The organism is Niallia sp. FSL W8-1348, from assembly GCF_038006745.1.
In the GTDB taxonomy this organism is placed as follows: Bacteria; Bacillota; Bacilli; order Bacillales; family Cytobacillaceae; genus Niallia; species Niallia alba.
The window spans coordinates 1,054,173-1,079,303 of record NZ_JBBOVV010000001.1 but is presented as its reverse complement, the minus strand read 5'-3'; the positions used below and the strand labels follow the sequence as shown (position 1 = coordinate 1,079,303).

Annotated in this window: 20 protein-coding genes and 1 pseudogene; 15 read left to right on the top strand and 6 right to left on the bottom strand. The window is 35.1% G+C overall.

All coding sequences use genetic code 11. The features are described 5' to 3' along the window. Positions 1 to 353 precede the first annotated feature (353 nt). The 3 genes from NST60_RS05090 to NST60_RS05080 all read left to right on the top strand — a co-directional run bounded on the left by NST60_RS05090 (position 354) and on the right by NST60_RS05080 (position 3,163). Entirely contained in the window at positions 354 to 1,094 is a 741-nt protein-coding gene (locus NST60_RS05090) for an ABC transporter ATP-binding protein (protein WP_169188078.1), read from the top strand. After that, positions 1,087 to 2,307: an ABC transporter permease gene (locus NST60_RS05085; RefSeq protein WP_169188079.1), complete on the top strand. Its 1,221-nt coding sequence runs from the start codon at positions 1,087 to 1,089 to the stop codon at positions 2,305 to 2,307. The genes NST60_RS05090 and NST60_RS05085 overlap by 8 nt, the downstream gene beginning before the upstream one ends. A 130-nt stretch (positions 2,308 to 2,437) precedes the next feature. Next, positions 2,438 to 3,163: an EcsC family protein gene (locus NST60_RS05080; protein WP_169188080.1), complete on the top strand. Its 726-nt coding sequence runs from the start codon at positions 2,438 to 2,440 to the stop codon at positions 3,161 to 3,163. Positions 3,164 to 3,212: 49 nt separating this feature from the next. Here the strand turns inward: NST60_RS05080 and NST60_RS05075 are convergent, their stop codons facing one another. Next, on the bottom strand, positions 3,213 to 4,421 hold the full coding sequence (locus NST60_RS05075) for a M20 family metallopeptidase (RefSeq protein ID WP_169188081.1): 1,209 nt from the start codon (positions 4,419 to 4,421) through the stop codon (positions 3,213 to 3,215). A 170-nt stretch (positions 4,422 to 4,591) separates the two neighbouring features. Between NST60_RS05075 and NST60_RS05070 the strand changes: the two genes are divergently transcribed. Then, on the top strand, positions 4,592 to 5,251 hold the full coding sequence (locus NST60_RS05070) for a phosphatase PAP2 family protein (protein WP_016201955.1): 660 nt from the start codon (positions 4,592 to 4,594) through the stop codon (positions 5,249 to 5,251). A 278-nt stretch (positions 5,252 to 5,529) separates the two neighbouring features. On the opposite strand, the gene NST60_RS05065 is transcribed toward NST60_RS05070, so the two are convergent. Continuing rightward, positions 5,530 to 6,933 (bottom strand): hypothetical protein, encoded by a 1,404-nt coding sequence (locus tag NST60_RS05065; protein ID WP_341098286.1) that lies wholly within the window; start codon positions 6,931 to 6,933, stop codon positions 5,530 to 5,532. 380 nt (positions 6,934 to 7,313) lie between these two features. Between NST60_RS05065 and liaF the strand changes: the two genes are divergently transcribed. Genes liaF through NST60_RS05050 form a run of 3 tightly spaced genes read left to right on the top strand, consistent with a single transcriptional unit; the run spans position 7,314 to position 9,718 of the window. After that, entirely contained in the window at positions 7,314 to 8,048 is a 735-nt protein-coding gene (gene liaF, locus NST60_RS05060) for a cell wall-active antibiotics response protein LiaF (RefSeq protein ID WP_016202005.1), read from the top strand. 9 nt (positions 8,049 to 8,057) lie between these two features. Further along, on the top strand, positions 8,058 to 9,086 hold the full coding sequence (locus tag NST60_RS05055; RefSeq protein ID WP_016202006.1) for a sensor histidine kinase: 1,029 nt from the start codon (positions 8,058 to 8,060) through the stop codon (positions 9,084 to 9,086). After that, the gene (locus tag NST60_RS05050) at positions 9,083 to 9,718 is read left to right on the top strand and encodes a response regulator (protein ID WP_169188083.1); all 636 of its coding nucleotides are present in this window, start codon (positions 9,083 to 9,085) and stop codon (positions 9,716 to 9,718) included. The genes NST60_RS05055 and NST60_RS05050 overlap by 4 nt, the downstream gene beginning before the upstream one ends. A 183-nt stretch (positions 9,719 to 9,901) precedes the next feature. On the opposite strand, the gene NST60_RS05045 is transcribed toward NST60_RS05050, so the two are convergent. Then, the gene (locus tag NST60_RS05045; RefSeq protein WP_016202008.1) at positions 9,902 to 10,426 is read right to left on the bottom strand and encodes a hypothetical protein; all 525 of its coding nucleotides are present in this window, start codon (positions 10,424 to 10,426) and stop codon (positions 9,902 to 9,904) included. 765 nt (positions 10,427 to 11,191) lie between these two features. Between NST60_RS05045 and hemE the strand changes: the two genes are divergently transcribed. The 6 genes from hemE (at position 11,192) to NST60_RS05015 (ending at position 19,487) form a co-directional block, all read left to right on the top strand. Next, a complete protein-coding gene (gene hemE, locus NST60_RS05040; protein WP_169188084.1) occupies positions 11,192 to 12,250 on the top strand; it encodes a uroporphyrinogen decarboxylase in 1,059 nt (352 codons plus the stop codon). 68 nt (positions 12,251 to 12,318) lie between these two features. Further along, positions 12,319 to 13,263 (top strand): ferrochelatase, encoded by a 945-nt coding sequence (hemH, locus tag NST60_RS05035; RefSeq protein ID WP_016202010.1) that lies wholly within the window; start codon positions 12,319 to 12,321, stop codon positions 13,261 to 13,263. 335 nt (positions 13,264 to 13,598) lie between these two features. Then, the gene (locus NST60_RS05030; RefSeq protein WP_016202011.1) at positions 13,599 to 14,186 is read left to right on the top strand and encodes a TetR/AcrR family transcriptional regulator; all 588 of its coding nucleotides are present in this window, start codon (positions 13,599 to 13,601) and stop codon (positions 14,184 to 14,186) included. Positions 14,187 to 14,421: 235 nt separating this feature from the next. Then, positions 14,422 to 16,641, top strand: a complete 2,220-nt coding sequence (locus NST60_RS05025; protein WP_016202012.1) for a YhgE/Pip domain-containing protein — start codon at positions 14,422 to 14,424, stop codon at positions 16,639 to 16,641. 240 nt (positions 16,642 to 16,881) lie between these two features. Next, positions 16,882 to 17,871, top strand: coding sequence for a lipoate--protein ligase (locus NST60_RS05020; protein ID WP_169188085.1), 990 nt, complete (start codon positions 16,882 to 16,884; stop codon positions 17,869 to 17,871). A gap of 338 nt (positions 17,872 to 18,209) precedes the next feature. Beyond that, positions 18,210 to 19,487: a M48 family metallopeptidase gene (locus NST60_RS05015; protein WP_101730353.1), complete on the top strand. Its 1,278-nt coding sequence runs from the start codon at positions 18,210 to 18,212 to the stop codon at positions 19,485 to 19,487. 243 nt (positions 19,488 to 19,730) lie between these two features. On the opposite strand, the gene NST60_RS05010 is transcribed toward NST60_RS05015, so the two are convergent. Beyond that, positions 19,731 to 19,961, bottom strand: coding sequence for an IDEAL domain-containing protein (locus tag NST60_RS05010; RefSeq protein ID WP_016202015.1), 231 nt, complete (start codon positions 19,959 to 19,961; stop codon positions 19,731 to 19,733). A gap of 190 nt (positions 19,962 to 20,151) precedes the next feature. Between NST60_RS05010 and NST60_RS05005 the strand changes: the two genes are divergently transcribed. Then, positions 20,152 to 20,730 carry a competence protein ComK gene (locus NST60_RS05005; protein ID WP_169188086.1) on the top strand — a complete coding sequence of 193 codons (579 nt, stop codon included), beginning with the start codon at positions 20,152 to 20,154 and terminating at the stop codon, positions 20,728 to 20,730. A gap of 202 nt (positions 20,731 to 20,932) precedes the next feature. Here NST60_RS05005 and NST60_RS05000 read toward each other — a convergent pair whose 3' ends face one another. Next, on the bottom strand, positions 20,933 to 22,057 hold the full coding sequence (locus tag NST60_RS05000; RefSeq protein ID WP_016205491.1) for an IS4 family transposase: 1,125 nt from the start codon (positions 22,055 to 22,057) through the stop codon (positions 20,933 to 20,935). A 129-nt stretch (positions 22,058 to 22,186) separates the two neighbouring features. Beyond that, positions 22,187 to 22,546 carry a hypothetical protein gene (locus tag NST60_RS04995; RefSeq protein WP_169188087.1) on the bottom strand — a complete coding sequence of 120 codons (360 nt, stop codon included), beginning with the start codon at positions 22,544 to 22,546 and terminating at the stop codon, positions 22,187 to 22,189. Between the two features lie 360 nt (positions 22,547 to 22,906). On the opposite strand from NST60_RS04995, the pseudogene NST60_RS04990 reads away from it, so the two are divergent. Further along, positions 22,907 to 24,900, top strand: a pseudogene (locus tag NST60_RS04990) (S9 family peptidase). The last annotated feature ends 231 nt before the right edge of the window (positions 24,901 to 25,131 follow it).

The window sequence follows — 25,131 nt, the reverse complement described above, 5'->3', positions numbered from 1 at the left end:
TGTCTGCGACAAACACCTCATTTCAAAGTGGAAATGATTTATAGGGCTGCTTTTGATAGAAAGCAACTTGGTGTTACTGATCTCATGTTTATATCTCGCTTATGCAAGGCAAACATCCCCTTTTAAAAACGAATGGAAGTTTATTTTAAAAGATCTTTATAGAATCTTTTGCAAACACCTCATTTAATATTGGAGTTATACTGCAATATTCCTTTGGTGCTCCCCTTCAATAATTAGAATGTCCCCGAACTGAAATTAATATACAAAAGAATAAAAAATTTTTCTGTGCAATCATTTTTAATTAAAGAAGAATGTTGTTAAACTATAGATAATACATATTGGAGGTACAATAGATGGCATTATTAGAAATAAAAAATGTTACTGGAGGCTATACGAAGAATCCTGTTCTAAAAGATATTTCTTTTTCCATCAATAAGAATGAGATGGTTGGTTTGATTGGTTTAAATGGAGCTGGGAAAAGTACAACAATCCGGCATATAATCGGGTTAATGGAGCCACATAAAGGAGAAATCCTTATTAATGGAAAGACGTTTGAGGGAGATAAAGAGGCGTATCGAAAAGAATTTACCTTTGTACCAGAAACACCTATATTATATGATGAATTAACATTGGAAGAACATTTGAAGATAACGGCAATGGCATATGGTTTGTCTGAATCAGAATATCAAAAACGAATGGACGTACTATTAAAAGAGTTCCGTATGGAGAAAAGATTAAAATGGTTTCCTGCTCATTTTTCCAAAGGAATGAAGCAAAAGGTTATGATAATGTGTGCTTTTCTAGTAGAGCCATCGCTTTATATAGTTGATGAGCCATTTGTTGGTTTAGATCCTCTTGGAATTCAATCATTATTAGACCAACTAAAGAAAATGAAGGAAAAAGGTGCAGGTATTTTAATGTCCACTCATATTCTTGCTACAGCGGAAAGATATTGTGACCGGATTATTATCATTCATGAAGGGAAAATAAAGTGCCAGGGAACGATGGATGAGTTAAGGGCAGCATTTAATATGCCAGGTGCAACATTAGATGATTTATATATCCTTCTAACAAAGGAAGAAGAACATGTTTGAATTTAATGAAAAGCAACTGTGGAGAGCGCGAGCTGGACAAACAGCTAAAGAATATGGCCAATATTTAAAGTATATTTTTAATGGACATCTTGTCATTGTTTTAGTTTTTTTACTAGGAACTGCTGCCTACTATTATCAAGCATGGTTAAAAACGATTCCTAATGATTTTCCTGTTGCTCTTATCATGAGCTTTATCCTTACTCTTTTTGTGACGAATAGCCCAACCTACACCTTTTTGAAGGATGCTGATCGAATCTTTTTAATTGCAGTGGAAACAAAAATGAAAAAGTATTTTCTGCAATCGATGATGGTTAGCTTTGTCATTCAAGGGTATGTACTGGTTATAATTCTTGCTGCTTTAATGCCATTATATGCGCAAGTACATGGCGGAGATTTTAGTCAATTTTGGTATTTGCTTATTGTGTTACTAATTAGTAAAGGAGCTAATTTGCTGATTCGTTGGCATATTCAATACTATGTAAATGTTCGCTATCATTATATAGACACGGTTGTGCGCTTCTTGATTAACTTAGCTATCCTGTATTTATTATTTGCCGATTCTTCTCCGCTTTTTATACTTGCTTTGCTCCTTATCATGGCATTCTTGCTTATATATTTTCAGAAGGCAACTAGCAACAAAGGAGTAAAATGGGAATATTTAATTGAGCAGGATGAAAAAAGACTAGCATCTTTTTATCGTTTCGCTAATATGTTTACAGAAGTACCAAAGCTAAGAAACCGTATTAAACGAAGACGTTTTCTTGATGTATTGTTTAACCGTGTTCCTTATGCGAAAGAAAAAGTATTCACCCATTTATACTGGAGGACCTACGTTCGTGCAGGTGATTATTTCGGATTAACGATTCGGCTTACAGCAATAAGTGGAATTTTCATCTTTTTCTTGTCTTTTGGACCTGGACAAGTATTCATAAGTGTATTGTTTGTTTTTTTAACAGGATTGCAGTTACTGCCCCTTTGGAATGCATATGATAATAAACTGTGGATTACTATTTATCCGGTGGAATCTTCTTATAGAGAAAAATCATTTAAGCAAATTATGGCATCTATTTTAGGCTCCCAAGGGATTATTTTATCTCTTATTATTGCCTCAAAAGGGGACTGGATGTATGCATTGATTTCTTTCATTGTAAATGTTGTTTTTATTATCTTCTTTGTGCTGTTTTACATAAATAAAAAAGTGAAAAACGGATAATTGTGTCAGGAGCTTTAACCTTTGTGTGTTTATAGAAGGTACTGAGGCTCCTTTTTTGTGATTAGAAACAAAGAAAAAAGGGAACCATTCTTTCTATTGTACGTAAGAATAAGCATAAGGAGGAAGGGAAATGAATGAATATGAACAAAGAGCTTTAGAAGAAGTAGAGGAGTGGAAACGTAAAATTCAAAAGCGTTCGTCCATTTTAAATAGAGTGTCTAAGAAAGCGCAAACCAAAATAAATTCTTATATACCAGACAAAGTTCACCAAACAATCACGGAAGCAATCAAGCAGATGATTCAAGCTACCTTAGCTGGCAGTAATATTATAAAGAAAAAGAATCCGCCTTTCTTCCATTCTTTACAAGGAAAAGATGAAGAGTTAACTAAAAAAATTAGTCAATACAAAAAAGTTGCTGTTGTGGAAGGAGCGGGAACAGGTGCTGGCGGGCTATTGCTTGGTTTGGCGGATTTTCCGCTGTTACTTTCCATTAAAATGAAGTTTTTAATGGAGGCAGCAACTACGTACGGATACGATACGGATCAATTAGAGGAAAGAATCTACTTACTGTATATTTTTCAGCTAGCTTTTTCGAGTGAAGAAAAAAGAAGAGAAACATTAGAGGTAATCGAAAATTGGGAAGAAGAAAGGCATAAAATTGCTTCTCTTAATTGGCAGGAGTTACAGCAAGAATATCGCGATTTTATTGATTTTGTAAAAATGCTTCAATTAGTACCAGGTATCGGGGCAGCTGTAGGTGCATACGCCAATTATAATTTAATGGATCAATTAGGAGAAGCAGTTAGAAACGTTTATCGCTGGCGCTATTTTCAAGAACAGAATCAAACAAAATAAACGGAATGGGTTCATTAAGATGAATCCATTCCGTTTTCCATTCGGAAATTTACGAATTTATTGTTGTATTAGTTTTTTCTTTCGAATAGGAAAGGTCGTATTGGACAGCGGCAGAGCACAAAGTTTTTGCAGCAATAAGCATGGCCTTTTCGTTAATATCGAATCTTGGATGATGATGAGGATAAGTTGGCTCGTTCGTATCAGGCATTGCACCTGTGAAGAAAAAAGTTCCTTTAACATGCTGAAGATAATAGGAAAAATCCTCCCCGGTTAATTCTGGTTCGCTTTCTTGTACAAGCAATCCTGGAATAGTTTGTGCACAGCGAGCTAAAAAGGAAGTCTCTTCTGGATGATTTACAACAGCAGGATAGCCATCATCATAAATAAATTCATACGTACTGTTTGCAGTATAGCAGGTTCCCTTGATTACTCTTTCTAGTTCTTCTTTTATTAATGCTTGCGATCCTAAATCAAATGTGCGAACTGTTCCGCCAAGTGTTGCTGTATCGGCAATTACATTAAAAGCATTACCGGATTCAAGATAACCTACTGTTACAACAGCATGATGAATAGGATTAACTTTTCTGCTGACAATTTGTTGGAGATTTATGACTAGCTGAGAAGCGGTCACAAGAGAATCTTTTGTTTTATGGGGCTGTGCTCCGTGTCCGCCTTGGCCTTGAATTTTAACTTTGAATTCATCTGCAGCAGCCATCATTGGACCAGCTTTGTAGGCGACAGTACCTGTCGGGAGTGTCGCCCATAAATGCGTTCCAAAAATTACATCCACGTTTTCGAGGCAGCCTGCTGCAATCATTGCTTTTGCTCCGCCAGGGTTTGATTCCTCTGCATGCTGGTGGATAAATACAAAATTTCCTGATAGCTCTTCTTTATATTCATTTATTACTTTAGCAAGTATTAATAATGTTGCTGTATGTCCATCATGACCACAGGCGTGCATCACACCTGGAATCTTTGATTTATAGGGTACTTCTTTTTCATCTTGTATCGGAAGGGCATCAAAATCAGCACGTATTGCTACTGTTTTTCCAGGCTTTCCTCCATCTATTTTTGCGACAACTCCATTCCCACCAACATTTCCAGTAACATGAATTCCTAATTTTTCATAGAAAGAGATGATATATTGAGCGGTTTTATGCTCTTTAAATGATAATTCTGGATATTGATGAAGGTATCTCCGTATTTCGATCATCTCGTCGTAATAAGTTTCTAATCGTTCCCACATAGTTTGTAGCATCTCTTTCACCTCGTTTTACTATTTAGAATATTTTCATTATAGCATGGAAAAAGTAAGAAGATAGGAGAAAAGAGAGCAAAGTAAATACCGTTCATGTGAATTTTTCCTATCCTAATAAGGTTGATGTTGCTAAAATAAGGATAATATGGAATATCATTTAGGAGGAAATTATGGATATTAGAAATTCAAAAATGGCTTGGGGATTACTAGTTCTATCATTCCTGTTCTTTATAATTCTAATTGTCGCTGTCAATGGACAGGAGAATTTATCGTTTGAAACAGGGCTAACTGAGTTTATAGATACACTTTTTCCAGCTAGTTTCAATCCTTTTTGGAAAGGAATATCTTACTTAGGAGATAAAATGGGAATTGGGATTATTGCTTTGTTATTTATCCCATTTCTTTGGTGGAAAAAGAAAGATTATACGGGGATTGCAGCATTTGTCTTATGTGTGGGACTTGGAAATGAACTGAATAAATGGGTCAAAGATTTGGTGGCAAGACCCAGACCAGTAACTGCTGATGCCATGGAGACAGACAGTTTTAGCTTTCCTAGTGGGCATGCGATGGTAGGTTTACTTCTTTATTTATTTATTGCTCATATTCTTGCGAATGAGATAAAAAGAAATGTAGGAAAGCTAATTTTAGCAGCTGCTTCATTTTTGTTAATTATTTTAATCGGAATAAGTAGAATTGTTTTAGGTGCTCATTACCCAACAGATGTTATTGGTGGTTATTTATTAGGAGGTATCTGGTTGTTTTTATGGGTTAGCTTGTATGAAACTTTTAAAGATCGACTTAATAAACAGGAGAAAAAGGTTGGGACATAACTAAATAGATACTTTGTAAAAACGAACAATCTCTAATTTAGCTAGTAAATAGTGGCTGTTTTTGCACGTTTTTTACAAGAGGAAATATAATTAGTTGGGAAAACACAGCAGCCGGAATCGCACCAAACTTCATGGAAACATCCTTTAAAAAACCAAACAAAAAACCAAACAATTATACGGAACTTTCATTAGTATCGTCGTATAATTGCTCGGATCTATCCTTGGCTGGAATACTTATGACCCAGCCTTTTTGTTGGTTTCTAAGTGTTAGTAACTAGTTAGATAAGGAACATGGCAAAAATAGTAGTTACCACTAATCCAATACAGACGGGAAGAAGATTTCTTCTTGCTAATTCGAATGGATCGACGTTACAGATTGCAGCGGCGGGTATTAGTGCCCAAGGAACTAAAGTTCCGCCTCCAACCCATATAGCAGCAATTTGCCCTAAAGCAGTTAATGTACTTATCCCACTGCCAATCGCATGTGCAAACAAACCTGCAATCGATCCTGCTAACGAAATTCCTGAAAAGCCAGAGCCGTCTAAGCCTGTAATAACTCCCACAGCTGTTAATGTAATGGCGCCGATTTCTTTTGTTAATGGAACAGTTGAAGCCAAGGCTACGCCGAGATCATTGACGATTCCATGGGATTCTTTTGGAAGAAAGTCACCGATGATCGTACTAAAACCTGAGTCACCTAAATAAAAGAAGGCGGCGATTGGAATAACAGGACCAAAAACTTTAAAGCCAAATTGGAATCCTTCGATCAAATAACTTGTTGTTTTCTCCAACCCTTTATTTTTATAACTTACTAATGTTATTAAAAGTAGAATGAAAATCGATGTTCCGCCAACTAGTGCCGTAGCATCTCCCCCTTGTAAATCTAAAAGAAACATGGCAACGACATCAAGGATAAAGAGAATCGGAATAAGGATAGCAAACAATTTCCTTTGTGTGCTGCTAAGTAGTAATCTATTTACTTGCGGAAGAATATCCGATTTATTAGCAGAGGTGGCTCCAGTTGAAAACGTAAGAGTTCCTCTTTTCATATCGCGTTTAATAAAATAGAACGCAGTAATAGTTGTCACAAGCCCCATAACAATGACAAGTGGAATGCTTGCATGCATGACATCTTGGACTGGTATACCAGCTGCATCTGCTGTAAGCTTTGGAGCAGCTTGAATGATAAAATCTCCTGATAATGCTATGCCGTGACCAAATAAATTCATTGCCATGGCAACTGCTATTCCTGGCAGACCGACACGTAAAGCTACTGGCAACAGTACAGCCCCGATTAATGCCACAGCTGGTGATGGCCAGAAGAAGAAAGAAATCAACATCATTACTATCCCTATCGTCCAATAAGCGAGACCAGGTGAACGAATGAGTTTGGAAAAGGGAGAAATCATCACATCATTAATACCAGTTTTCGTCAGAATTTTACTCATTGCCACAATAATAGAGATGACAACGATAGTAGGTAACAATTCTGTAATCGCAAAGATGAAGCTATTAAAAATGCTGCTAATCGAGGTACTTAGGGAACCTGTCGCTGTTATCGCCAAAAGAAAGATTCCGACGATACAAATAAAGGTAGTATCTCTTCTCATTACCATAAAGCCGATGATAAAGACAATGAATAATACATATATCCAATGAAGTGCTGTTAATTCGATATCCAAATAAATACAGCTCCTTTCCCGATTTAAAGTCGATGATGCTATAGGCATCTATCACAATTCGGTTAATACAGATTATGTCGCTGTATGTAAAAGGTGATTGGTTCTCCTGTGAAAAATGGGGAGTTTACCTTATTCCTTTTGAAGCAGATGAAACGTTCATGTTAAAAGAATCAAGAAAGAATAAAGGAGGTGTAATAGACTCCTTCTCAAGATGGAGAAAAAAACATCGAAAGAAGGAGCAAAAAAATTCATAATGGTAGTACAATAGGTTTATATTTTAAAAATGTAATACTTTTTAGAATTATACGAATACAAAGGATGTTTTGTTTGTTGAAACCCAATATTCTAGATATAGATGTCTAAAGAAAGAAGGGGAGTTTTTGAGAAAATCTATCTCCAAAATAATGTTTTCTATTAGTTTACTGATTGTGGGAGTAATTTTATTACTTGTTAATATCGGTGTCATTTCCTTGGAAATAAAAAAATTATTTGTCATAATATATCCGTTTTTGTTGCTTATTTACGGGCTGCTTTCTCTCTATCAAATAGCGATTAAGCGAAAAAGTAATTTGTTTTTCACCTTGTTTCTTCTTACCTTCTCCAGTCTCTTAATATTGGATCGTTTTCAAATATTAGAATTCAAATTTATGGATTTTTGGAGGTTGTGGCCATTAATTATTATTTTAATGGCATTAGGATTAATAAAACCTAAATTTACCTTTGAAATAAATAGTATGGGAAAACGGTATACTACGAAATCTTTTCGAATCGGAGATGTTAAATATAACACAGACAATTGGGCTGTTGAGCCGATGGAGATTTCGCATGGGATAGGAGATGTCTATCTCGATTTTAGCAAAGCTTTTATTCCTGAAGGGGAAACAGAACTATTTATCCATGCAAGAATTGGTGATGTGAAAATTATTGTTCCAGATGATCTAGCGATTTATGTGCATGCAGAAGCAAAGATTGGAGAAGTACGAATTCTCCAGTCGATTAAGGACGGGATAGGAAATAGCATGGAGTTTAAATCTGCTGATTATGAAGAGGCCATAAAAAAGATTAAGTTAAATATTTTACTTAATATAGGCGATATTACAGTGCAAAAAGTATAAGGGGGAAACATGAAACAGACAAATAGCCGCTACGGGTATTACCGAAATGTAGTGTTAACAAGTTTAATTAGTTCATTGTTGTTATTTATAAGTATGTACACATTTCCATATTATGTAATGTCGACGATAGGAAGTTTTGTTTTAGCTGTAATCTGGTTTTTCCTCACAACAATGATCGGTTTTTATTTTGCTTTTAAATGGAACAGCACGCTAAAGAAACAGTTAGATGAAGTATTTTGGTTTACATCCTCTTTAAGGAGAGGGAAAGTACCGCAAAAAATGCAGCTTGCAACAAATGAGTATGTGTATGATTTAAAAGAAGAACTTAATCAACTTGCTGATTATCAACAAGAGCAAGTGCATTCTCTGCAGAGATTAGCAAATGAAAAAACAACACTAGGTCAAACAGCGCACAATGCTGCAGTAATAGAAGAAAGACAACGACTGGCAAGGGATTTGCATGATGTAGTTAGTCAACAATTATTTGCTTTAAATATGATGTCTTCTGCTGCTTATAAAATTTTTGATAGTGATCCCATATTAGCGAAACAACAGTTAAAGGAAATTGTTTCGATTGCTGGAAAAGCTCAAGGAGAAATGCGAGCGTTATTACTTCATTTAAGACCTATTGAATTAAGCAATGATACACTGTGCGATGGCATTATTAAACTTATTCAAGAGCTGAAAGGAAAAACAACGCTTCATTTTTCTGCAAGTATTGATGAAATAGAAGGCTTATCTACAGCTGGACAAGAACATTTATTTCGAATTGTTCAAGAAGCTTTGTCAAATGTGCTTCGTCATTCTCATGCAGATAAAGTAAGAATCATTTTGGAAGAACGTGGAGAATATGCTTCTCTACATATAAGTGATAACGGCAAAGGCTTTGATCCAACTATAGAGAGGATTGCATCATATGGATTAAAAACAATGAGAGAACGATGTGAGGAAATTGGTGGTGTGATGGAAATTCGTTCGAAAATTGGTGAAGGCACATATATCGATATTAGAGTTCCGATAAAGGGGTGGGAGAAATGATTAAAGTGGTAGTAGTAGATGATCATGAAATGGTGCGAAAAGGAATCATTTCTTATTTAATGACAGAGTCTAATATGCAAATCGTGGGAGAAGCAAATAATGGCAAGGTAGCAGTTCAGCTTGTGTTAAAGGAAAAACCAGATATTGTGCTAATGGATTTATTAATGGAAAATGGCAATGGAATGGAAGCAACAAAGGCTATTTTAATGGATTATCCTAGCTGCAAAGTTATCATTATCACTAGCTTTTATGATGAGGCACAAGTAATTCCGGCAATAGAGGCAGGTGCTTTTAGCTATCTATTAAAAACGGCAAGCGCTTCTGAAGTTGTTCATGCCATTAATAAAGCATATAGTGGGGAAGCAGTGATTGAACCGAAAGTTGCTAACGTAATGGTGAAAAAATTGCGAGCAACAGAACGAAAACCTCATGATGAGTTAACGGAAAGAGAATTTGAAGTACTAATGTGTATTGGTGAGGGGATGACAAATCAAGCAATTAGTGAAGAACTTTACATAGGGATAAAAACAGTGAAGACTCATGTTAGCAATATCTTATCAAAATTAGGAGTAGCCGACCGAACACAAGCAGCTGTGTATGCGAATAGAAATGGCATTATTAAAACAAGGTAGTCATTTGTTCATAGGCTACAAGGATTTTTTTATTCCACACTTAACGGACAGTAAGACTTTGGCAGTAAGCTTAAGAGCATTTGAGGAAGAGAGGCGGGAGATCAACTGTCCGTAAAGGTCCGAATGATTCAACTAACCACCAGTGGGGGATGAAGAAGAACCGCCACTGATGGAAATTTCATTTTATGACTCCACTTCTTCAGGAATAGTTAATTGGACAAAGTAGGGTTTTCCATTAAAGATAGAGTGTTGGGAAGAATTCCAGCTCTTTTCACTGTTTTTGCCAATTGGCGCATTAGCATTTTCTGGCTGTTGCTTCCACTTAATATAACTAGCTTTTTCTTCCCATAGGCAAAAGAGAATATAAGTGTCTCCCTTTCTAGGGCGAAGAAATCGAATAGCCGTCATTGTTCTGTTCGGGTGAGAAGTAAAGTAATGGAGCATATTATGTTCGAAAATAGGTTTATTCTCTTCATTTACTGGAATGTGATTCATTGTAATAAAACCTTTGTTTTCTAACACTCCATCGCTGAATAAAATATCATAGCTTCTTGGTTCTTGAAATAAAGAAGGGGTTTGGCTTTCATGAAGCAGTATCGCCCGATCGCTAGTTTCATCTTGCATTAACAATAATGTTTCTTTAGAAAATTCACTCTCGTATTTTTTCCTTAAATAATCATAGGTTCCGCTTGTAAGATAGATATTCAATAATCTCCCTCCAATATAACAAAGATTTTAAGCATACAATAGAAGGGGAAGGTTACGATGAAATCCCCTTAAACTTCTACATAACTAATTATATAACCTATTTTGTATATCCTTATAATAAAAATTGTTTTATTTCACAAATTAATATTATAAGCATACCTCTTTCATTGTAACTTATTTTTACCTACAACCTATTCAAATAGGTTTTCACAAAGTAAATTTTTTTCGCGTGCTTTCAGTATAATTGTTAGAGTAAAGGTCTTCGGTTTTTTCGGGTAAAAATGTCTAAATTGTGACAAAGTGATAAGTTATCTATGCAAAGGTAGTGAAAAAGATATATTATTAAAATATATGTATATGGAAAATGAATATTTTTACATTAAGTAAAGAGAGAGTGGGGTGTCTAGATGTGGACATTCCTTTTTAGCCCACTCTTAACGGACAGTAAGACTCAACCGTAAGCTTATGAGAATACGAGGAAGCTAGGTGGGAGATCAACTGTCCGTAAAGGTCCGATTGGTTCAACTAACCATCAGTGGGGGAGGAAGGAAAACCCCCACTGATGGAAGTTTCACTTTATTGGTAATGGTATGGCTATAAGAAGAGGGATAGGTAGTTTCTTTTATAAAAAATCCTCCCCACAAAACTTTTTACTTGCATATTATTTATAAATATTATAACTTAATAATGATTATAAATAAGTGGAATGTATAAATTACTATAGATAAATGGAATACATACCTTTGAAAGGTGGACTTATAGAGGATGAGCAAACAAGTGAAAGATACATTTATTAAAGCGGCAAAAGGACAGCAGACGGATTATGTTCCAGTTTGGTATATGCGGCAAGCTGGCCGTTCCCAGCCTGAGTACCGAGCAATTAAAGAGAAATATTCTTTATTTGAAATAACACATCAGCCAGAATTATGTGCTTATGTGACAAAATTACCTGTTGATCAGTATGATGTAGATGCTGCGGTATTATATAAAGATATTATGACACCACTGCCGGCAATTGGTGTGGATGTGGAAATAAAATCAGGAATTGGACCAGTGATAGAGAATCCTATTCAGTCAATGGATGATGTTTCAAGACTTGGTATGTTACATCCTGAACAAGATATTAAATATGTCCTTGACACAATTAAGCTCCTTACAACTGAGCAATTAAATGTACCTTTAATTGGTTTTTCTGGTGCTCCTTTTACCCTTGCTAGTTACATGATTGAAGGTGGACCATCCAAAAACTATCATAAAACAAAAGCATTTATGTATGCGAAACCAGAAGCTTGGTATGCTCTAATGGAAAAACTTGGTGATATGGTTGTTACTTACGTGAAGGCACAGATTAGTGCAGGAGCAAGTGCGATTCAAATTTTTGATTCATGGGTGGGAGCATTAAATGTGGAGGACTACCGCTTATTTATAAAGCCTGTAATGAAAAGAATTTTTTCAGAGTTAGCGAATGAAAATGTACCTTTCATTATGCATGGAGTAGGGGCAAGTCATTTGGCTCTTGAATGGAATGATCTTCCTCTTGATGTTGTTGGGCTAGATTGGAGATTACCTATATCTAAAGCAAGAAAAATGGGGATAACCAAAGCTGTTCAAGGAAATCTAGATCCTGCTGTGCTTCTTGCACCATGGAGTGTTATTGAAGAAAGAGCGAAAACAATCATTGAGCAGGGAATAGAACAACCAGGCTTTATCTTTAATTTAGGACATGGTGTATTTCCGGATGTAGATCCTGCTGTGTTGAAAAGATTGACTGGTTTTATTCATGAGTATTCTGGTGATTTATTAAGTAAGCTTGTTGGTAAATAAAAATCACTTTTACGGATATCTACAGTTAGAAGGATATAAAATATATAGAAAGAAAAGAGGTAATGAAAATGACTCGCAAAAAAATGGGCCTTCTAGTCATGGCGTATGGAACTCCATATAAGGAAGAAGATATTGAAAGATATTATACAGATATTAGACATGGAAGAAAGCCGACAGATGAAATGCTTGAAGATTTAAAAAGTCGCTATGAAGCAATCGGAGGCATTTCCCCTTTGGCAAAAATCACGCTGGAACAGGCAAAGGGATTAGAAGCGCATCTTAATGAGATTCAAGCTGATATTGAATTTAAAATGTATTTAGGTTTAAAACACATTGAACCATTTGTAGAAGATGCAGTAAAGATGATGCATGACGATGGAATTCAAGAGGCATTTAGTATTGTTTTAGCTCCTCACTATTCTACTTTCAGTATTAAAGCTTATAATACTCGTGCGAAAGCAGAAGCAGACAAACTAGGTGGCTTAACGATTCATAGTATGGAAAGCTGGTATAAGGAGCCTAAGTTTATTAACTATTGGGTCAACCAATTAAAAGAGACGTACGCAAAAATGTCTCAGGATGAAAGAGAAAATGCAGCTTTAATTGTATCTGCACATAGCTTACCAGAAAAAATTCTTCAATATGGAGATCCTTATCCGGAACAATTAAAGGAAACAGCAGAGTTAATAGCAAAGGGAGCAGGAATTTCTACTTATTATCTTGGCTGGCAAAGTGCAGGTAATACACCAGATCCTTGGCTTGGTCCAGATGTTCAGGATTTAACAAGAGATTTACATGCTAAGTATGGATATAAAGCATTTGTGTATGTTCCAGTAGGCTTTGTAGCTGAACATTTAGAAGTTTTATATGACAATGATTACGAATGCCTCGTCGTTACGAAAGAAGTTGGGGCAAGTTATTATCGACCAAAAATGCCGAATGCACAGCCAGAATTTATTGATGCATTAGCAACAGCTGTTTTAAAAGAAATTGCTGCGCCTATTAAAGGGTAAATGACAAAATTATTTTTTTCTTGTTATTATTATATTGTAAACGGAACCAAGTGATTTTTACGAAAATCACTTGGTTTCTTTTGTTGCAACAGATTTAACACTGTGATATATTCATTTTTGTACTAACTGACCGAAATGTTATTTTAGTCAGTTTCGGTGGAAAATAAGGCTGATTTCATAAAAAGCATGTTCCTTTTGACATTATTGAAAAGCGCGATGGAACGAACCTAGACTAAAGATTAGTCATAATAAAGTTAATTAATGGAGAACGTCAAAGCAGACTGGTGTATGTTTTCTTCAACATGAAAAGATAACTTAAGAAAGAGGTGGGAGATTTGGCTGTTGATCGTAGGAAGCTTATTTTAGAGGCGGCAACAAAATCATTTTCTATGTTTGGCTATAAAGCAACTACTATGGATCATGTCGCTAAAATTGCAAACGTAGGAAAAGGAACGATTTATACCTTTTTTAAGAATAAGGAAGAACTGTTTTTTGAAATTATTAATGATTTGATTGTGGAAATGAAGGAGAAAGCAGATGAATCATTTGATTCTTCCTCTACATTTATGGAAAATGCGCATCGAGCACTGATGAATATGATTGAATACCGAAAAGAGCACCAACTTACGGTTAAGCTTTTCCAAGAGCAACGCGAAATGGGTACTTTGGAAGTGAAAGAAGTAATTAGTCATTTAGAAAATGCCATATTAAATTACATGAAAATACGTGTCCAAGAAGCTGTTGATAAAGGAGAAATTAAAACACAGAATACGGAGTTAACTTCCTTTATTATTTTTAAAGTATATTTAGCGTTAATTTTTGAGTGGGAGAAACAGCACCCACCCCTAACTGCAGAGGAAATAGCTTCTAACTTTGAATTACATCTTTTTCATGGTTTAGCAAGTACGTCCAAAAGCTACTAAAGGAAAAAGATAGATAAATTCGATGCTTGTCCTTTATTGTTATCGGAAATTGTAAAGGATAAAATGATTTATCCCACTCTTAACGGACAGTAAGACTCCCCCCTCAATCTTCTGAGAATACGAGGAAGATGGGGGGGAGATCAAAGGTCCGATTGGTTCAACTAACCATCAGTGGGGAGGAAGGAAAAGCCTCACTGATGGAAGTTTCACTTTATTAAAAATGGAGGGAAATTACATGAAACAAAGTTTATTAAAGGCAGAGCTGTCCTCTATTTTTAAAAATAAAATGATGCTGATCTCTGTCATTGCTATTGTATTTATTCCAGTTTTATATGCTGGTATCTATTTATGGGCCTTCTGGGATCCGTATGGAAACTTAGATAAATTACCTGTTGCCGTTGTTAATGAAGATACCGGGACAGAGATGAATGGTAAATCGTTAGATATCGGAAAAGATTTAGTGGAAAATTTAAAGGATAGTGAAGATTTTAATTTTATTTTTGTAGATAAAGAAACGGCATATAAAGATTTAGAAAAACAAAAGTATTATATGCTGATTGAAATTCCCAAGGAATTTTCGGAAAATGCGACAACATTATTGGAAGATAATCCGCAAAAATTAGATTTGAAGTATGTTTCAAATCCAGGATATAACTTTATTTCTTCTCAAATAGGGAATTCTGCGATAGAAAAAATAAAACAAGGTGTTAGTAAAGAAGTGACTGAAACCTATGCGGAGTCTATATTTGAAAACATTACAGAAATGTCAGATGGCTTAAAAACGGCAAGTACTGGTGCAAAGGATTTAGAAGAAGGCACAGACAAAATTAAATCAGGCACGGAAGAAGTGTATAAAAATCTAGAAACGCTTGCTGAAAAGTCTATACAATTTTCTGATGGTGTAAATAGTGCAAATGATGGAGTGAAAGAGCTTGCTACTGGTGCAGGTGATTTAAATCAAGGATTATCCCAATTACAATCAGCACAGGGAGAATTAAATAGTGCTGCACAGAAATTGCAAGGGGGAGATCAAGCGATCCTTGATGGCGTTTCTCAAACGAAAGATGGAATTAATACAGTTAAAACAAATCTACCTTCCTTAATAGAGGGAGCAGATCAACTGCAATCAGGTTCAAATAAGTTAACGCAAAATTTGACTGAGTGGAGTGATAAATCTGAACAGTTAGCAGTTGGTGCAAATCAGTTGAATGAAGGGGCTAAAACCTTACAGGAAACAATTAATGCAATGATGCCAATGTTGCAAGGATTACCAGAAGAAAACAAACAACAGCTAGTAGCAGCACTTCAAGGCTTAGTGGACGGTAGTTCGTCGATTGCAACAAATACGAAAGCTTTGAGTCAAGCTGCAGACCAACTGGCAGCAGGTGGCGAGGGCTTATCTAATGGGTTAACGGACTTAAATGAAGGACAAAAACAGCTGCAATCAGGTGTTAATCAGCTAAGTGATGGTAGCAGCCAATTAGAAAATGGGGTAAAACAGCAGGTAGCTGGTCAAGAACAATTTGTTGCTGGGATGAATAAGTATGCTGCAGAGTTCTCAAAAGCTGTCGACGGTTCTTCTAAGTTAGCTACTGGTGCTAATACTCTGGTATCCGGAATGAATACACTTGCATCAGGATCGACTGCCTTATCAGATGGAACTAATTTACTAAAAAGTGGTTCAAAGGAATTGGTGAACGGAACTTCTTCCTTAGTTGATGGCAGTAAAGAGCTTGCCTCCAAATTATCAGATGGAGCAGAGGAAGCAAGTTCCATTCATTCAGATGAAAAAACATATGACATGATAGCTGAGCCAATCTTAGTTGATCAAGAAAAGGTATCAGACGTTCCAAACTATGGTACTGGTTTGGCACCATATTTCATTTCTCTTGGCTTATTTGTTGGTGCATTAATGCTCTCTATTGTGTTCTCTTTTGCAGAACCAGAAGAGCAGCCGAAGAGCGGTATTCGTTGGTTCTTAAGTAAAACAATCATTTTAATCGGTGTGGGTGTCTTACAGGCTCTTGTTGCTTCCTTTGTATTATTAGTCATTTTAGGTATGGAAGTGCAAAGTGTACCATTGTTCATCCTATTTACCGTGCTAACTAGTTTAGTATTTTTCTCGATTATCCAATTTTTTGTTACTTTATTTGGAAATCCTGGACGGTTTATTATCGTCATCATCATGATTTTCCAATTAACAACAAGTGCGGGTACTTTCCCGTTAGAGTTAATACCAAATGTGCTACAGCATATCCACAATCTATTGCCAATGTCTTATTCTGTAGCTGGATTAAAAGCTGTTATCTCTACAGGTGATTTAGAATTTATGTGGCATAATGCAGAGATTCTTGGTATTTATCCACTAATATTCTTTGCTGGTACAGCTGCTTACTTTATCTTTAAGTACAAACGTTATTATACAAATACGAAAGTAGAAGCAACTGTCGAATAAACGGAAAGCTGCTAACTTTGTATCTTCACAGGAACATCTATTGAACTTATTATCAATAGATAATGGTGGAGTTACTTAGTTGCAGCTTTTTTTAATGCTGTTACAAAAAAAACTTTGCCAATTCTATGAAAAAAGTACAAATGAAGTGATTATTTGCCGTTTTTTCGTTATAGTATAAAAGGGCAATTAAATTCGGGAAATTTGGATATAATTCTACAAAATTATAAGGGGTGTCTTTTTATGCTATTTATAGATAATAAAGGGATTACAGATCCGCGCATTAATCTAGCAATAGAAGAATATGCTTTGAAAAATTTAGACATAAATGAAACTTTTCTTTTATTTTATATAAATGAACCTTCTATCATTATTGGGAAAAACCAAAATACAATAGAAGAAATTAATACTGAATATGTTGAATCAAAAGGTATACATGTTGTTAGAAGATTGTCTGGCGGCGGTGCTGTTTATCATGATCTAGGTAATTTAAATTATAGCTTTATCACAAAGGATGACGGAGATAGCTTCCATAATTTTAGAAAATTCACGGAACCCGTTGTCCAAGCTCTTAAAAGTATGGGAGTAAATGCTGAATTAAGCGGACGTAACGATCTGCTTGCAGAAGGTAGAAAAATTTCAGGGAATGCCCAATTTTCTACAAGAGGCAGAATGTTTACACATGGTACCTTGTTATTTGATTCTGAAATGGATCATATTGTATCAGCCTTAAAAGTGAAAAAAGACAAGATCGAATCAAAAGGGATTAAATCAGTACGAAGCAGAGTTGCAAATATCACTGAGTTTCTTCCAGAAAAAATAGCAGTCGAAGAATTTCGCCGCTTGCTATTAATTTATCTTTTTGATGGGGAAGAGAATATTCAAGAATATGTATTAACAGCTGAAGATTGGGAGAAAATCCATCAACTATCAAAAGAAAGATACCAAAATTGGGATTGGAATTACGGAAAATCCCCTAAATTTAACTTACAGCATTCTCATCGTTTCCCAGTTGGCCAAATTGATGTAAGATTTGATGTAGTTAAAGGAATTGTGAAAAACTGCAAAATTTATGGTGACTTCTTTGGGGTTGGCGATGTAGAAGATATCGAAAAGCGATTGATTGGTGTCCGCTATGACCGCTCTGAATTAGAAAAGGCATTAGAAGACATTTCTATTAAGCATTATTTTGGAAATGTAACAAAAGAAGATTTTCTGCAATTAATTTATTGATCATATAGAAGAATAATTTTTAGGCATCTTAAATGATAGTAGGTATCTTATTATTTTGGATGCTTTTTTGTAGTTAAAAGTAAAAGCGGGTCCGTTCCATTGCGCTCACACTTTTAAAGTAAAGTGTAGCAGGGAATATGTTTTTTTAAATTAATGCGACTGTTGTCAGACTAATGATCTATGATAACGAGGAGTTTGCTTCCCTAAGGAAATAGTATCGGCTGAGACGCCTGGACAGAAGTAAAATAAATAGCAAAAATATCTCCTTTTAGTTCTAAAAAACTCTTTTTGGGACTACTTATTATAATAGGTTGTACTAGGCAGGCAGGAGGGAGATTATGACTAGAAAAATTGGTTTTTATGCAGTAGTTGCCTATGTGTTATACGGCTTGTTTTTTTATTGGTATTTATTTCAATACACTAGTCCAACTTTACCATTTGAATATCAGGGGTCACAAGCCGATCCGAGTACTTTTCTAAATAGTAGAGAATTGCTATTAAGTGAGGAATATTCGCGGGTAAGGAACTTTTTGTTTTTTATATCTACACCGTTTGAATGGCTTCTTTACTTATTTATTTTGTTATTTGGTTTTTCCAAAGTGTTTAAAAAGTGGGGAGAGACTTCTGCGAAACATAAGCCGTTGCAAACGGCAATTTATTTATTTTGGCTGAATATAACAGCGTTTATTCTTACATTTCCCATTAGTTATATCAGTTACTCTTTGTCGAAAACGTATCATATTTCTACCCAAAGCTTTCCTTCTTGGATGAAGGATCAATTAATTGATTTTTGGGTGAATTTTGTTATTGTATACCTTGTTGTCGTAGTCTTATATTGGCTAATGAGAAAGAGCCAAAAGAGATGGTGGCTTTATGGATGGTTTTTATCTATTCCGTTTACATTATTTCTTACGTTTATCCAGCCTGTCGTCATTGATCCTTTATATAATGATTTCACGCCTTTAAAGGATAAAGAATTAGAGACTGAGATATTGAAGCTGGCCAGTGCCTCCAATATACCAGCTGATCATGTATTTGAAGTGAATATGTCGGATAAAACGAGCGCATTAAATGCCTATGTAACAGGAATAGGAAGCAATGCAAGAATCGTGCTTTGGGATACAAGCTTAAAAGAATTAGAGAATGAGGAAATTTTGTTTGTAATGGCACATGAAATGGCTCACTATGTAGAAAAACATATTTACATCGGAATTAGTATTTCCTTATTCTTTTCCTTGTTTGGTTTGTATTTTGTTTATAAATTAATGCACTGGATTGTGAATAGATGGGGACCAGCCCTTAAAATATCGAAAATAGAGGATATCCAGTCTTTCCCTCTAGTTCTTTTATTAATTTCCATGTTACTTTTTGCTGTAAATCCATTAACTAATTTAATTTCAAGATATGAGGAAAAAAGGGCGGATAACTATGCAATCCAATTAACAGACAATCCGGAAGCTGGTATTGTTACTTTTCAAAAGCTAGCGAAAACAGGGTTGAGTGAGGTGAATCCCCCATTATTAGTAAAAATATTCCGCTATAGCCATCCGACAATGCTAGAAAGAATTAGTAAACTGGAAGAGGAAAGCATTCGTTTACAAAATGAGAAGCAATAAGGAACGGTTTTTACTTTTGGTTTGTTCATCTGATAGCAACTTGAATACACTTTGGAGTTCTTTCGGCGAATGGTGAGACAAGGTTTCACTATTTCTACAAGAATCAATGTATATTCAAGTTGCTCTTTGTATTTTTAAAAATATTCTATACAAAAAGATAAAAGGATGATTCAAAGAGCGTAATCCTAGCTAAGTGATTAGGCTTTTTGAATCATCCTTACATTTTAAGTAAATCTATTATTATCAAGTACCAAAGCGCTTACATAATAAGTTGAATTTAATACTTAGTTCATTGAACTTTTCTCTATCTTGTTCATCAATGGCTTTATCGATCAAGGACATCAAACTTGCTTTTTCATTATTTAATTGAATTTCTGAAAGCAACATTTCAATATAGAGGTCTTTTACATAAGTTTCCGCGTTTTTTTTAAGGGCACTTAACTTTGTAAACTCAGTATACGACTTGTCATTCATTGTCTTTCCCTCCTGATGCCTTTTTAATATTATATGGGAAAATTTGATAATTATCAATTTGTTTTTTAAAAATTTAGAAATTTGATTATAAAGTATGTCTATATTCTTAAAAATGAAATAAATAATTAAGTTTATTAGGTGAAAAGTGCTATTATAAGGGAGAATTACTAATAAAAGGAGTGGTTTATGGATGAAAGAAAATTACTTAATAGTAGATAAGTATTGTATTAATTACTACACGCTCGCAGTATTGCCTTACATCTTAACTAACGGTACTATTTATTCAAAGGTATATGAACATGATAAGGTATTCTTGTGCAAACTCACCCCGTTAATGATTGTCAAAACTACATGTGGTTATCTGGGCAGTTCCTATGAAGGGAGAAGAGACGGGACACGTAAATTAATGACATATCACCACAAGCTGCCAATTGTTATTGATGATTTTAATTCCATTTATTTTTTTCCAACTCACTCTCCTAGAAATAACAACTGCGCATGGATTTCTCTTCATCATATTCTCGATACCAAAAAAATAGAAGTGTCCAAAGTGAGAATCACCTTTCAAAATTTACAGAAAATAGAAGTGGATATTTCTCTTTATACGCTAAGAAATCAAATTATGCGGACGAACTCATTAAAAACTTTACAGCGCTATAATCATGAAGCAAGCATTAATCCTAAATTAACCTATAAAAGTTTACTGGTGGAAAAACAGAAGAAATTAGCTGAAACGCAAATGATCTATAAAAAAAAGAAGGGAAAATGAGATAGCTAACGCATGGATTTTTTTTATTTGTTATTGTTAACTAATAGTAAACCGCTTCACTAGCGTCGCATAAACATTGACGGAATTTTCCGTTATTAATTATCCTTACTTTTGAGTAAAAAGAAAGATGATTAAACATAGGTAGTAAACATCCATTTTTTTACTATACCTTGTGGCGAGTGTGATAGAGACAGTGATTGGCTTATGGGACAGTGTTTCCCCCTATTTTTCTCAACCAAATGTGTTCCGGTTTCCATAAAGCTGCTTTCAAATAACGACTAATTTGTAAGTACGATCGCTTACTTTTCGTGTTCCGTTGAGCCAGTACATTCAAGCAATAGACGATCATCGCTATATACACTTGGTTGTGCACAGCTTGTTCACTCTGTCCAAAGAATTTTTTGATATTCAAATGCTGTTTCATCCATTTGAAAAACAGTTCAATGGCCCACCGTGATTTGTAAAGTTCAGCGATTTCATCCGCACTTAAATCAAAACGATTCGTTAACAAGTGTAGCTCATTTCCTTTTGTATCCCATACTTTGATCAAACGGAAAACATTCTCCGATCGATTTTGTGTGGTTCCAATGACGACCATCTCATCCGATAACACAGAAGAATCTTCTGGTAACGAGAGTGTTTCAAGGCTACGTACAACCGCATTTTTACGCAGTCGAGAGACGAAGAAATAGCCTTCATCTGTCATGCGATCGAATCGTTCATAGTCCAAGTATCCACGATCAAACACATACATGCATTCTTTGTCATCGACCAGGATCTCAAGCTGGCCTCGGTCATGTTCGTTGGCATTTGTAAGCACGGATTGATCTGGATAGGAATGACCTTTTTCCATAAATACGAGGCGTAGATGGAGCTTCACACCAGATTTGGTTTTTCGAAATTTTGCCCACTTATGGTTGTTCAAGTTTAATGGTAATGTACTGGAATCAATAATTTTAAGAGGTGTTGTCGTTTTTCGTCTCGCTTGAAAATCAGTCTTCCGATGAATTTGCTTGACTAAATCAAGAAAAATAGTTTGGAAAAACTCCGTTGGAACCAGATTTAATCGCCTACCCAGTTGAGAGAAACTAATGGAATCAAGTTGAGTGGCGTTTTGTAATTCTTCTGAAAACACGCAATCACTTAATGCACGCAAACTCTCCGTTTCATGGAGTTGTGCATATAGTAGTAATTTCAAAAAGGAAGTCATATGCAGCTTCTTCGTATAGTAATTTAATTGATAGTTTTTCACTTGTTCCTCTAACAAATTGTTGGAAATAGGTGAAAGCCATTGTTCAAATGATGTTTTTCGTGTAAACTTATCCATGCGTTAGTCCTTTATTTTGGATTTGGATAGGTTACTACCACCAACCCATTATAAAGGCTTTTTTTATAGAAAAGTTTATTTGCGGAAAATTTAATTTATTTAGCTATGTTGAATTATTTTAATGCGACACTAGTGAAACCGCTTATATAAATAATACTCTAATAATTCCTGAGCTTTATTACGAAGGCGTGGGTTAAAGTAGTTATGAAATTCCTCATATCCGTTATAAATAAATAAAAACATGGTAAATGCTTCATCACGATTTACTTCTTGTATCTTCATTGTATGCCTATACATATAACTCTTCGTTTTTTTAAACTCCAATTGTACTGCTTTCATTGAATTTTCGATAAGGTCTATATAAGGTTGTTTTAATTTAAAATTACTTATTTTGACGACCTGTAGATCCCGATTAAGTATAGTTAAAAGCATAGGAAGATAAATGGCCTTTTCCATAATGTCTCTTTGTATTTCAGGAATTCGTGTCATATCCTTTAGCCCCTTCTTTTTTTGATGGATAGAACGTTTGTTCTTATATGATAATACTTGTTTTGTTTCTTATTTTCAAGTGAATAATTGCAGGAAGTGGAATGTTAAGCATACAATTTCTTTAAAAACTTCTAAAAGATGTTTGTTTTTTCAATAGGAAAACTTAAGGTATAGAATAACTAAGCAGCCTGAATTATGTAGACTCATGCAAGGATTAGCGAGACCCTGGAAATCGAAGGTATTCAGTCTACAGATCAGTAGCAACAAACTTTACAAAAATAGGCAAAATTTTAAAAGGAAATAAGGAGGGGAAAGTATTTCATTCGTCGAAATATATAATAACTTTAACAAGGAAGGAAGATGGAAGTGAAAGAAAGTAAAAGAATAAATGCAGAGGATTTATATGAATTAAAATCTGTGGTGGATCCACAAGTTAATGGAATAGGGCAAGAATGTTTATATGTACTCACTTCCATTTGTAAAGAAACCGATAAGTATTATTCTAATATTTTTCATAAGAATTTAAATACACTTGAAACCTCTCAATGGACATTTGGGAAGGATCGAAACCATTCTCCAAGATGGTCACCAAATGGAGAACAAGTTGTCTTTATTTCTAATCGTTCTGGGAAAAATCAATTATTTTTATTAAGTAAAAAAGGGGGAGAAGCAAAGCAGCTTACTTATTTAGTGAATGGAGTAAGTAATCCAGTCTGGTCTCCCGATGGCAAAGAAATAGCTTTTCAAAGTAATTTCAAAACAGGTGAAACCGTAGCAGACAAAGAGTCTAAAAAGGAAGACAAAGAGGACAACCTTACTGCCTTAGAGGTAACTAACATGAAGTACAAATCAGATGGCAAAGGCTTTTGGGATGGAAGTTATGATCATATTGCGGTGATCGATATCGAAAGTGGTAATATGGAGCAACTTACGACTGGAGACAATAATTATTACTTGCAAAGCTGGTCACCAGATGGACAATATATAGCTATTAGTGCAGATCAAAATAAAGAGAAGGATTTTAGTTTTATCTCTGATATTTATTTATATAACAGAAAAGAGAAAAACTGGAAGAGGATTACGGAAAGCAATGGGAATTATGGGAAAGTAACATGGACGCCTGATAGTAAAAGAATAGGATTAATCGGAAGCGACAGAGAGTATGAGAATGCTACTCTATCAAAACTATGGGTATATGATTTAGAATCTGATTTTCTACAATGCTTGACTCCAGAGTGGGATGTTAATGTTGGCGATTATGCAATCGGTGATTTTCAACAGGGAGTAGTAACACCTGGAATGCTGTGGGGAGAGGATAATGAAAGCTTTACTTTCTTAGCATCCGATCATGGAAATACAGTTGTTTATTTTGGAAATATTTCTGGAGCAATCTATCCATCTCTCATTGATAATCAGCATGTATACGGCTTATCCACTGGAGGAAGTTTAAAAAAGGCGGTTGTAGCTATTAGTACACCTACACATCCAGGAGATTTATATACTCTAGATTTAGAGACAGGAGAGATTCAGCAAATTACAGAGGTGAATAAAGAATTTGCTGAATCGCATGCTTTTTCCGAAGCTGAACCGCTACAATTTGCGTCTCGAGATGGCTGGGAGCTTCATGGTTGGTTAATGAAGCCACAAGGTTTTAAAGAGGGAGAAAAATATCCATTAGTATTAGAGATTCATGGAGGGCCGCATGCCATGTATGCTAATTCTTATTTTCATGAATTTCAAACACTAGCTTCCAATGGCTTTGCTGTATTATTTATTAATCCGAGAGGAAGCCATGGCTATGGACAGCAATTTGTAGACGCTGTCCGCGGCGATTATGGTGGGAAGGATTATGAGGATATTATGGATGCTGTAGACTATTGCTTAGAGACATTTAATTTTATTGATTCTTCACGTTTAGGTGTTACAGGCGGTAGTTATGGCGGCTTTATGACTAACTGGATTGTGGGACATACCGATCGTTTTAAGGCTGCAGTCACACAGCGATCCATTTCTAATTGGATAAGTTTTTATGGGGTTAGTGATATTGGCTATTATTTTGCTGATTGGCAAATTAAAGCAGATTTAAATGATATCGAAACACTGTGGAAGCATTCTCCCTTAACCTATGTAAAGAATATTAAAACTCCATTGCTTATTTTGCATGGAGAAAAGGATTATCGCTGTCCAATTGAACAAGCAGAGCAATTGTTTATTGTGCATTAAAGATACAGAAGAAGGAAACAAAATTTGTTCGTTTTCCAGAATCAAATCATGAACTTTCCAGAAGTGGAAAACCTGCCCTTAGAATAGAGAGACTGAACTATATTAACAATTGGTTTTTGGAATACGTATAATGAATCAATAATCGAAGGTGCCATTTGGTGCCTTCTTTTTATAGGAGGAGAGGTTGTTATTTTAGATCATTATATACATCAACAGCCTTTCTAAAAATAACGAAGAATGAGTAGATGAATAGACAAAAAAAGTACAGTGTTACCCTGCAATGTAATTTTAAGCAAGAAAAAAATGTCTAATGGAACTTTTTTTGATATGATAGTAAAAAGAAAGTTTATGATTAAGTAATT

Bases quoted from the DNA above. Each gene is read 5' to 3' on its own strand.
- NST60_RS05070 (WP_016201955.1), top strand. From the start codon at position 4,592: ATGGATATTAGAAATTCAAAAATGGCTTGGGGATTACTAGTTCTATCA.
- NST60_RS05025 (WP_016202012.1), top strand. From the start codon at position 14,422: ATGAAACAAAGTTTATTAAAGGCAGAGCTGTCCTCTATTTTTAAAAAT.
- NST60_RS05005 (WP_169188086.1), top strand. From the start codon at position 20,152: ATGAAAGAAAATTACTTAATAGTAGATAAGTATTGTATTAATTACTAC.
- NST60_RS05085 (WP_169188079.1), top strand. From the start codon at position 1,087: ATGTTTGAATTTAATGAAAAGCAACTGTGGAGAGCGCGAGCTGGACAA.
- NST60_RS05010 (WP_016202015.1), bottom strand. From the start codon at position 19,961: ATGAATGACAAGTCGTATACTGAGTTTACAAAGTTAAGTGCCCTTAAA.
- NST60_RS04995 (WP_169188087.1), bottom strand. From the start codon at position 22,546: ATGACACGAATTCCTGAAATACAAAGAGACATTATGGAAAAGGCCATT.
- NST60_RS05015 (WP_101730353.1), top strand. From the start codon at position 18,210: ATGACTAGAAAAATTGGTTTTTATGCAGTAGTTGCCTATGTGTTATAC.
- NST60_RS05055 (WP_016202006.1), top strand. From the start codon at position 8,058: ATGAAACAGACAAATAGCCGCTACGGGTATTACCGAAATGTAGTGTTA.
- NST60_RS05090 (WP_169188078.1), top strand. From the start codon at position 354: ATGGCATTATTAGAAATAAAAAATGTTACTGGAGGCTATACGAAGAAT.
- NST60_RS05050 (WP_169188083.1), top strand. From the start codon at position 9,083: ATGATTAAAGTGGTAGTAGTAGATGATCATGAAATGGTGCGAAAAGGA.
- NST60_RS05075 (WP_169188081.1), bottom strand. From the start codon at position 4,421: ATGCTACAAACTATGTGGGAACGATTAGAAACTTATTACGACGAGATG.
- NST60_RS05020 (WP_169188085.1), top strand. From the start codon at position 16,882: ATGCTATTTATAGATAATAAAGGGATTACAGATCCGCGCATTAATCTA.
- NST60_RS05000 (WP_016205491.1), bottom strand. From the start codon at position 22,057: ATGGATAAGTTTACACGAAAAACATCATTTGAACAATGGCTTTCACCT.
- hemE (WP_169188084.1), top strand. From the start codon at position 11,192: ATGAGCAAACAAGTGAAAGATACATTTATTAAAGCGGCAAAAGGACAG.
- NST60_RS05080 (WP_169188080.1), top strand. From the start codon at position 2,438: ATGAATGAATATGAACAAAGAGCTTTAGAAGAAGTAGAGGAGTGGAAA.
- hemH (WP_016202010.1), top strand. From the start codon at position 12,319: ATGACTCGCAAAAAAATGGGCCTTCTAGTCATGGCGTATGGAACTCCA.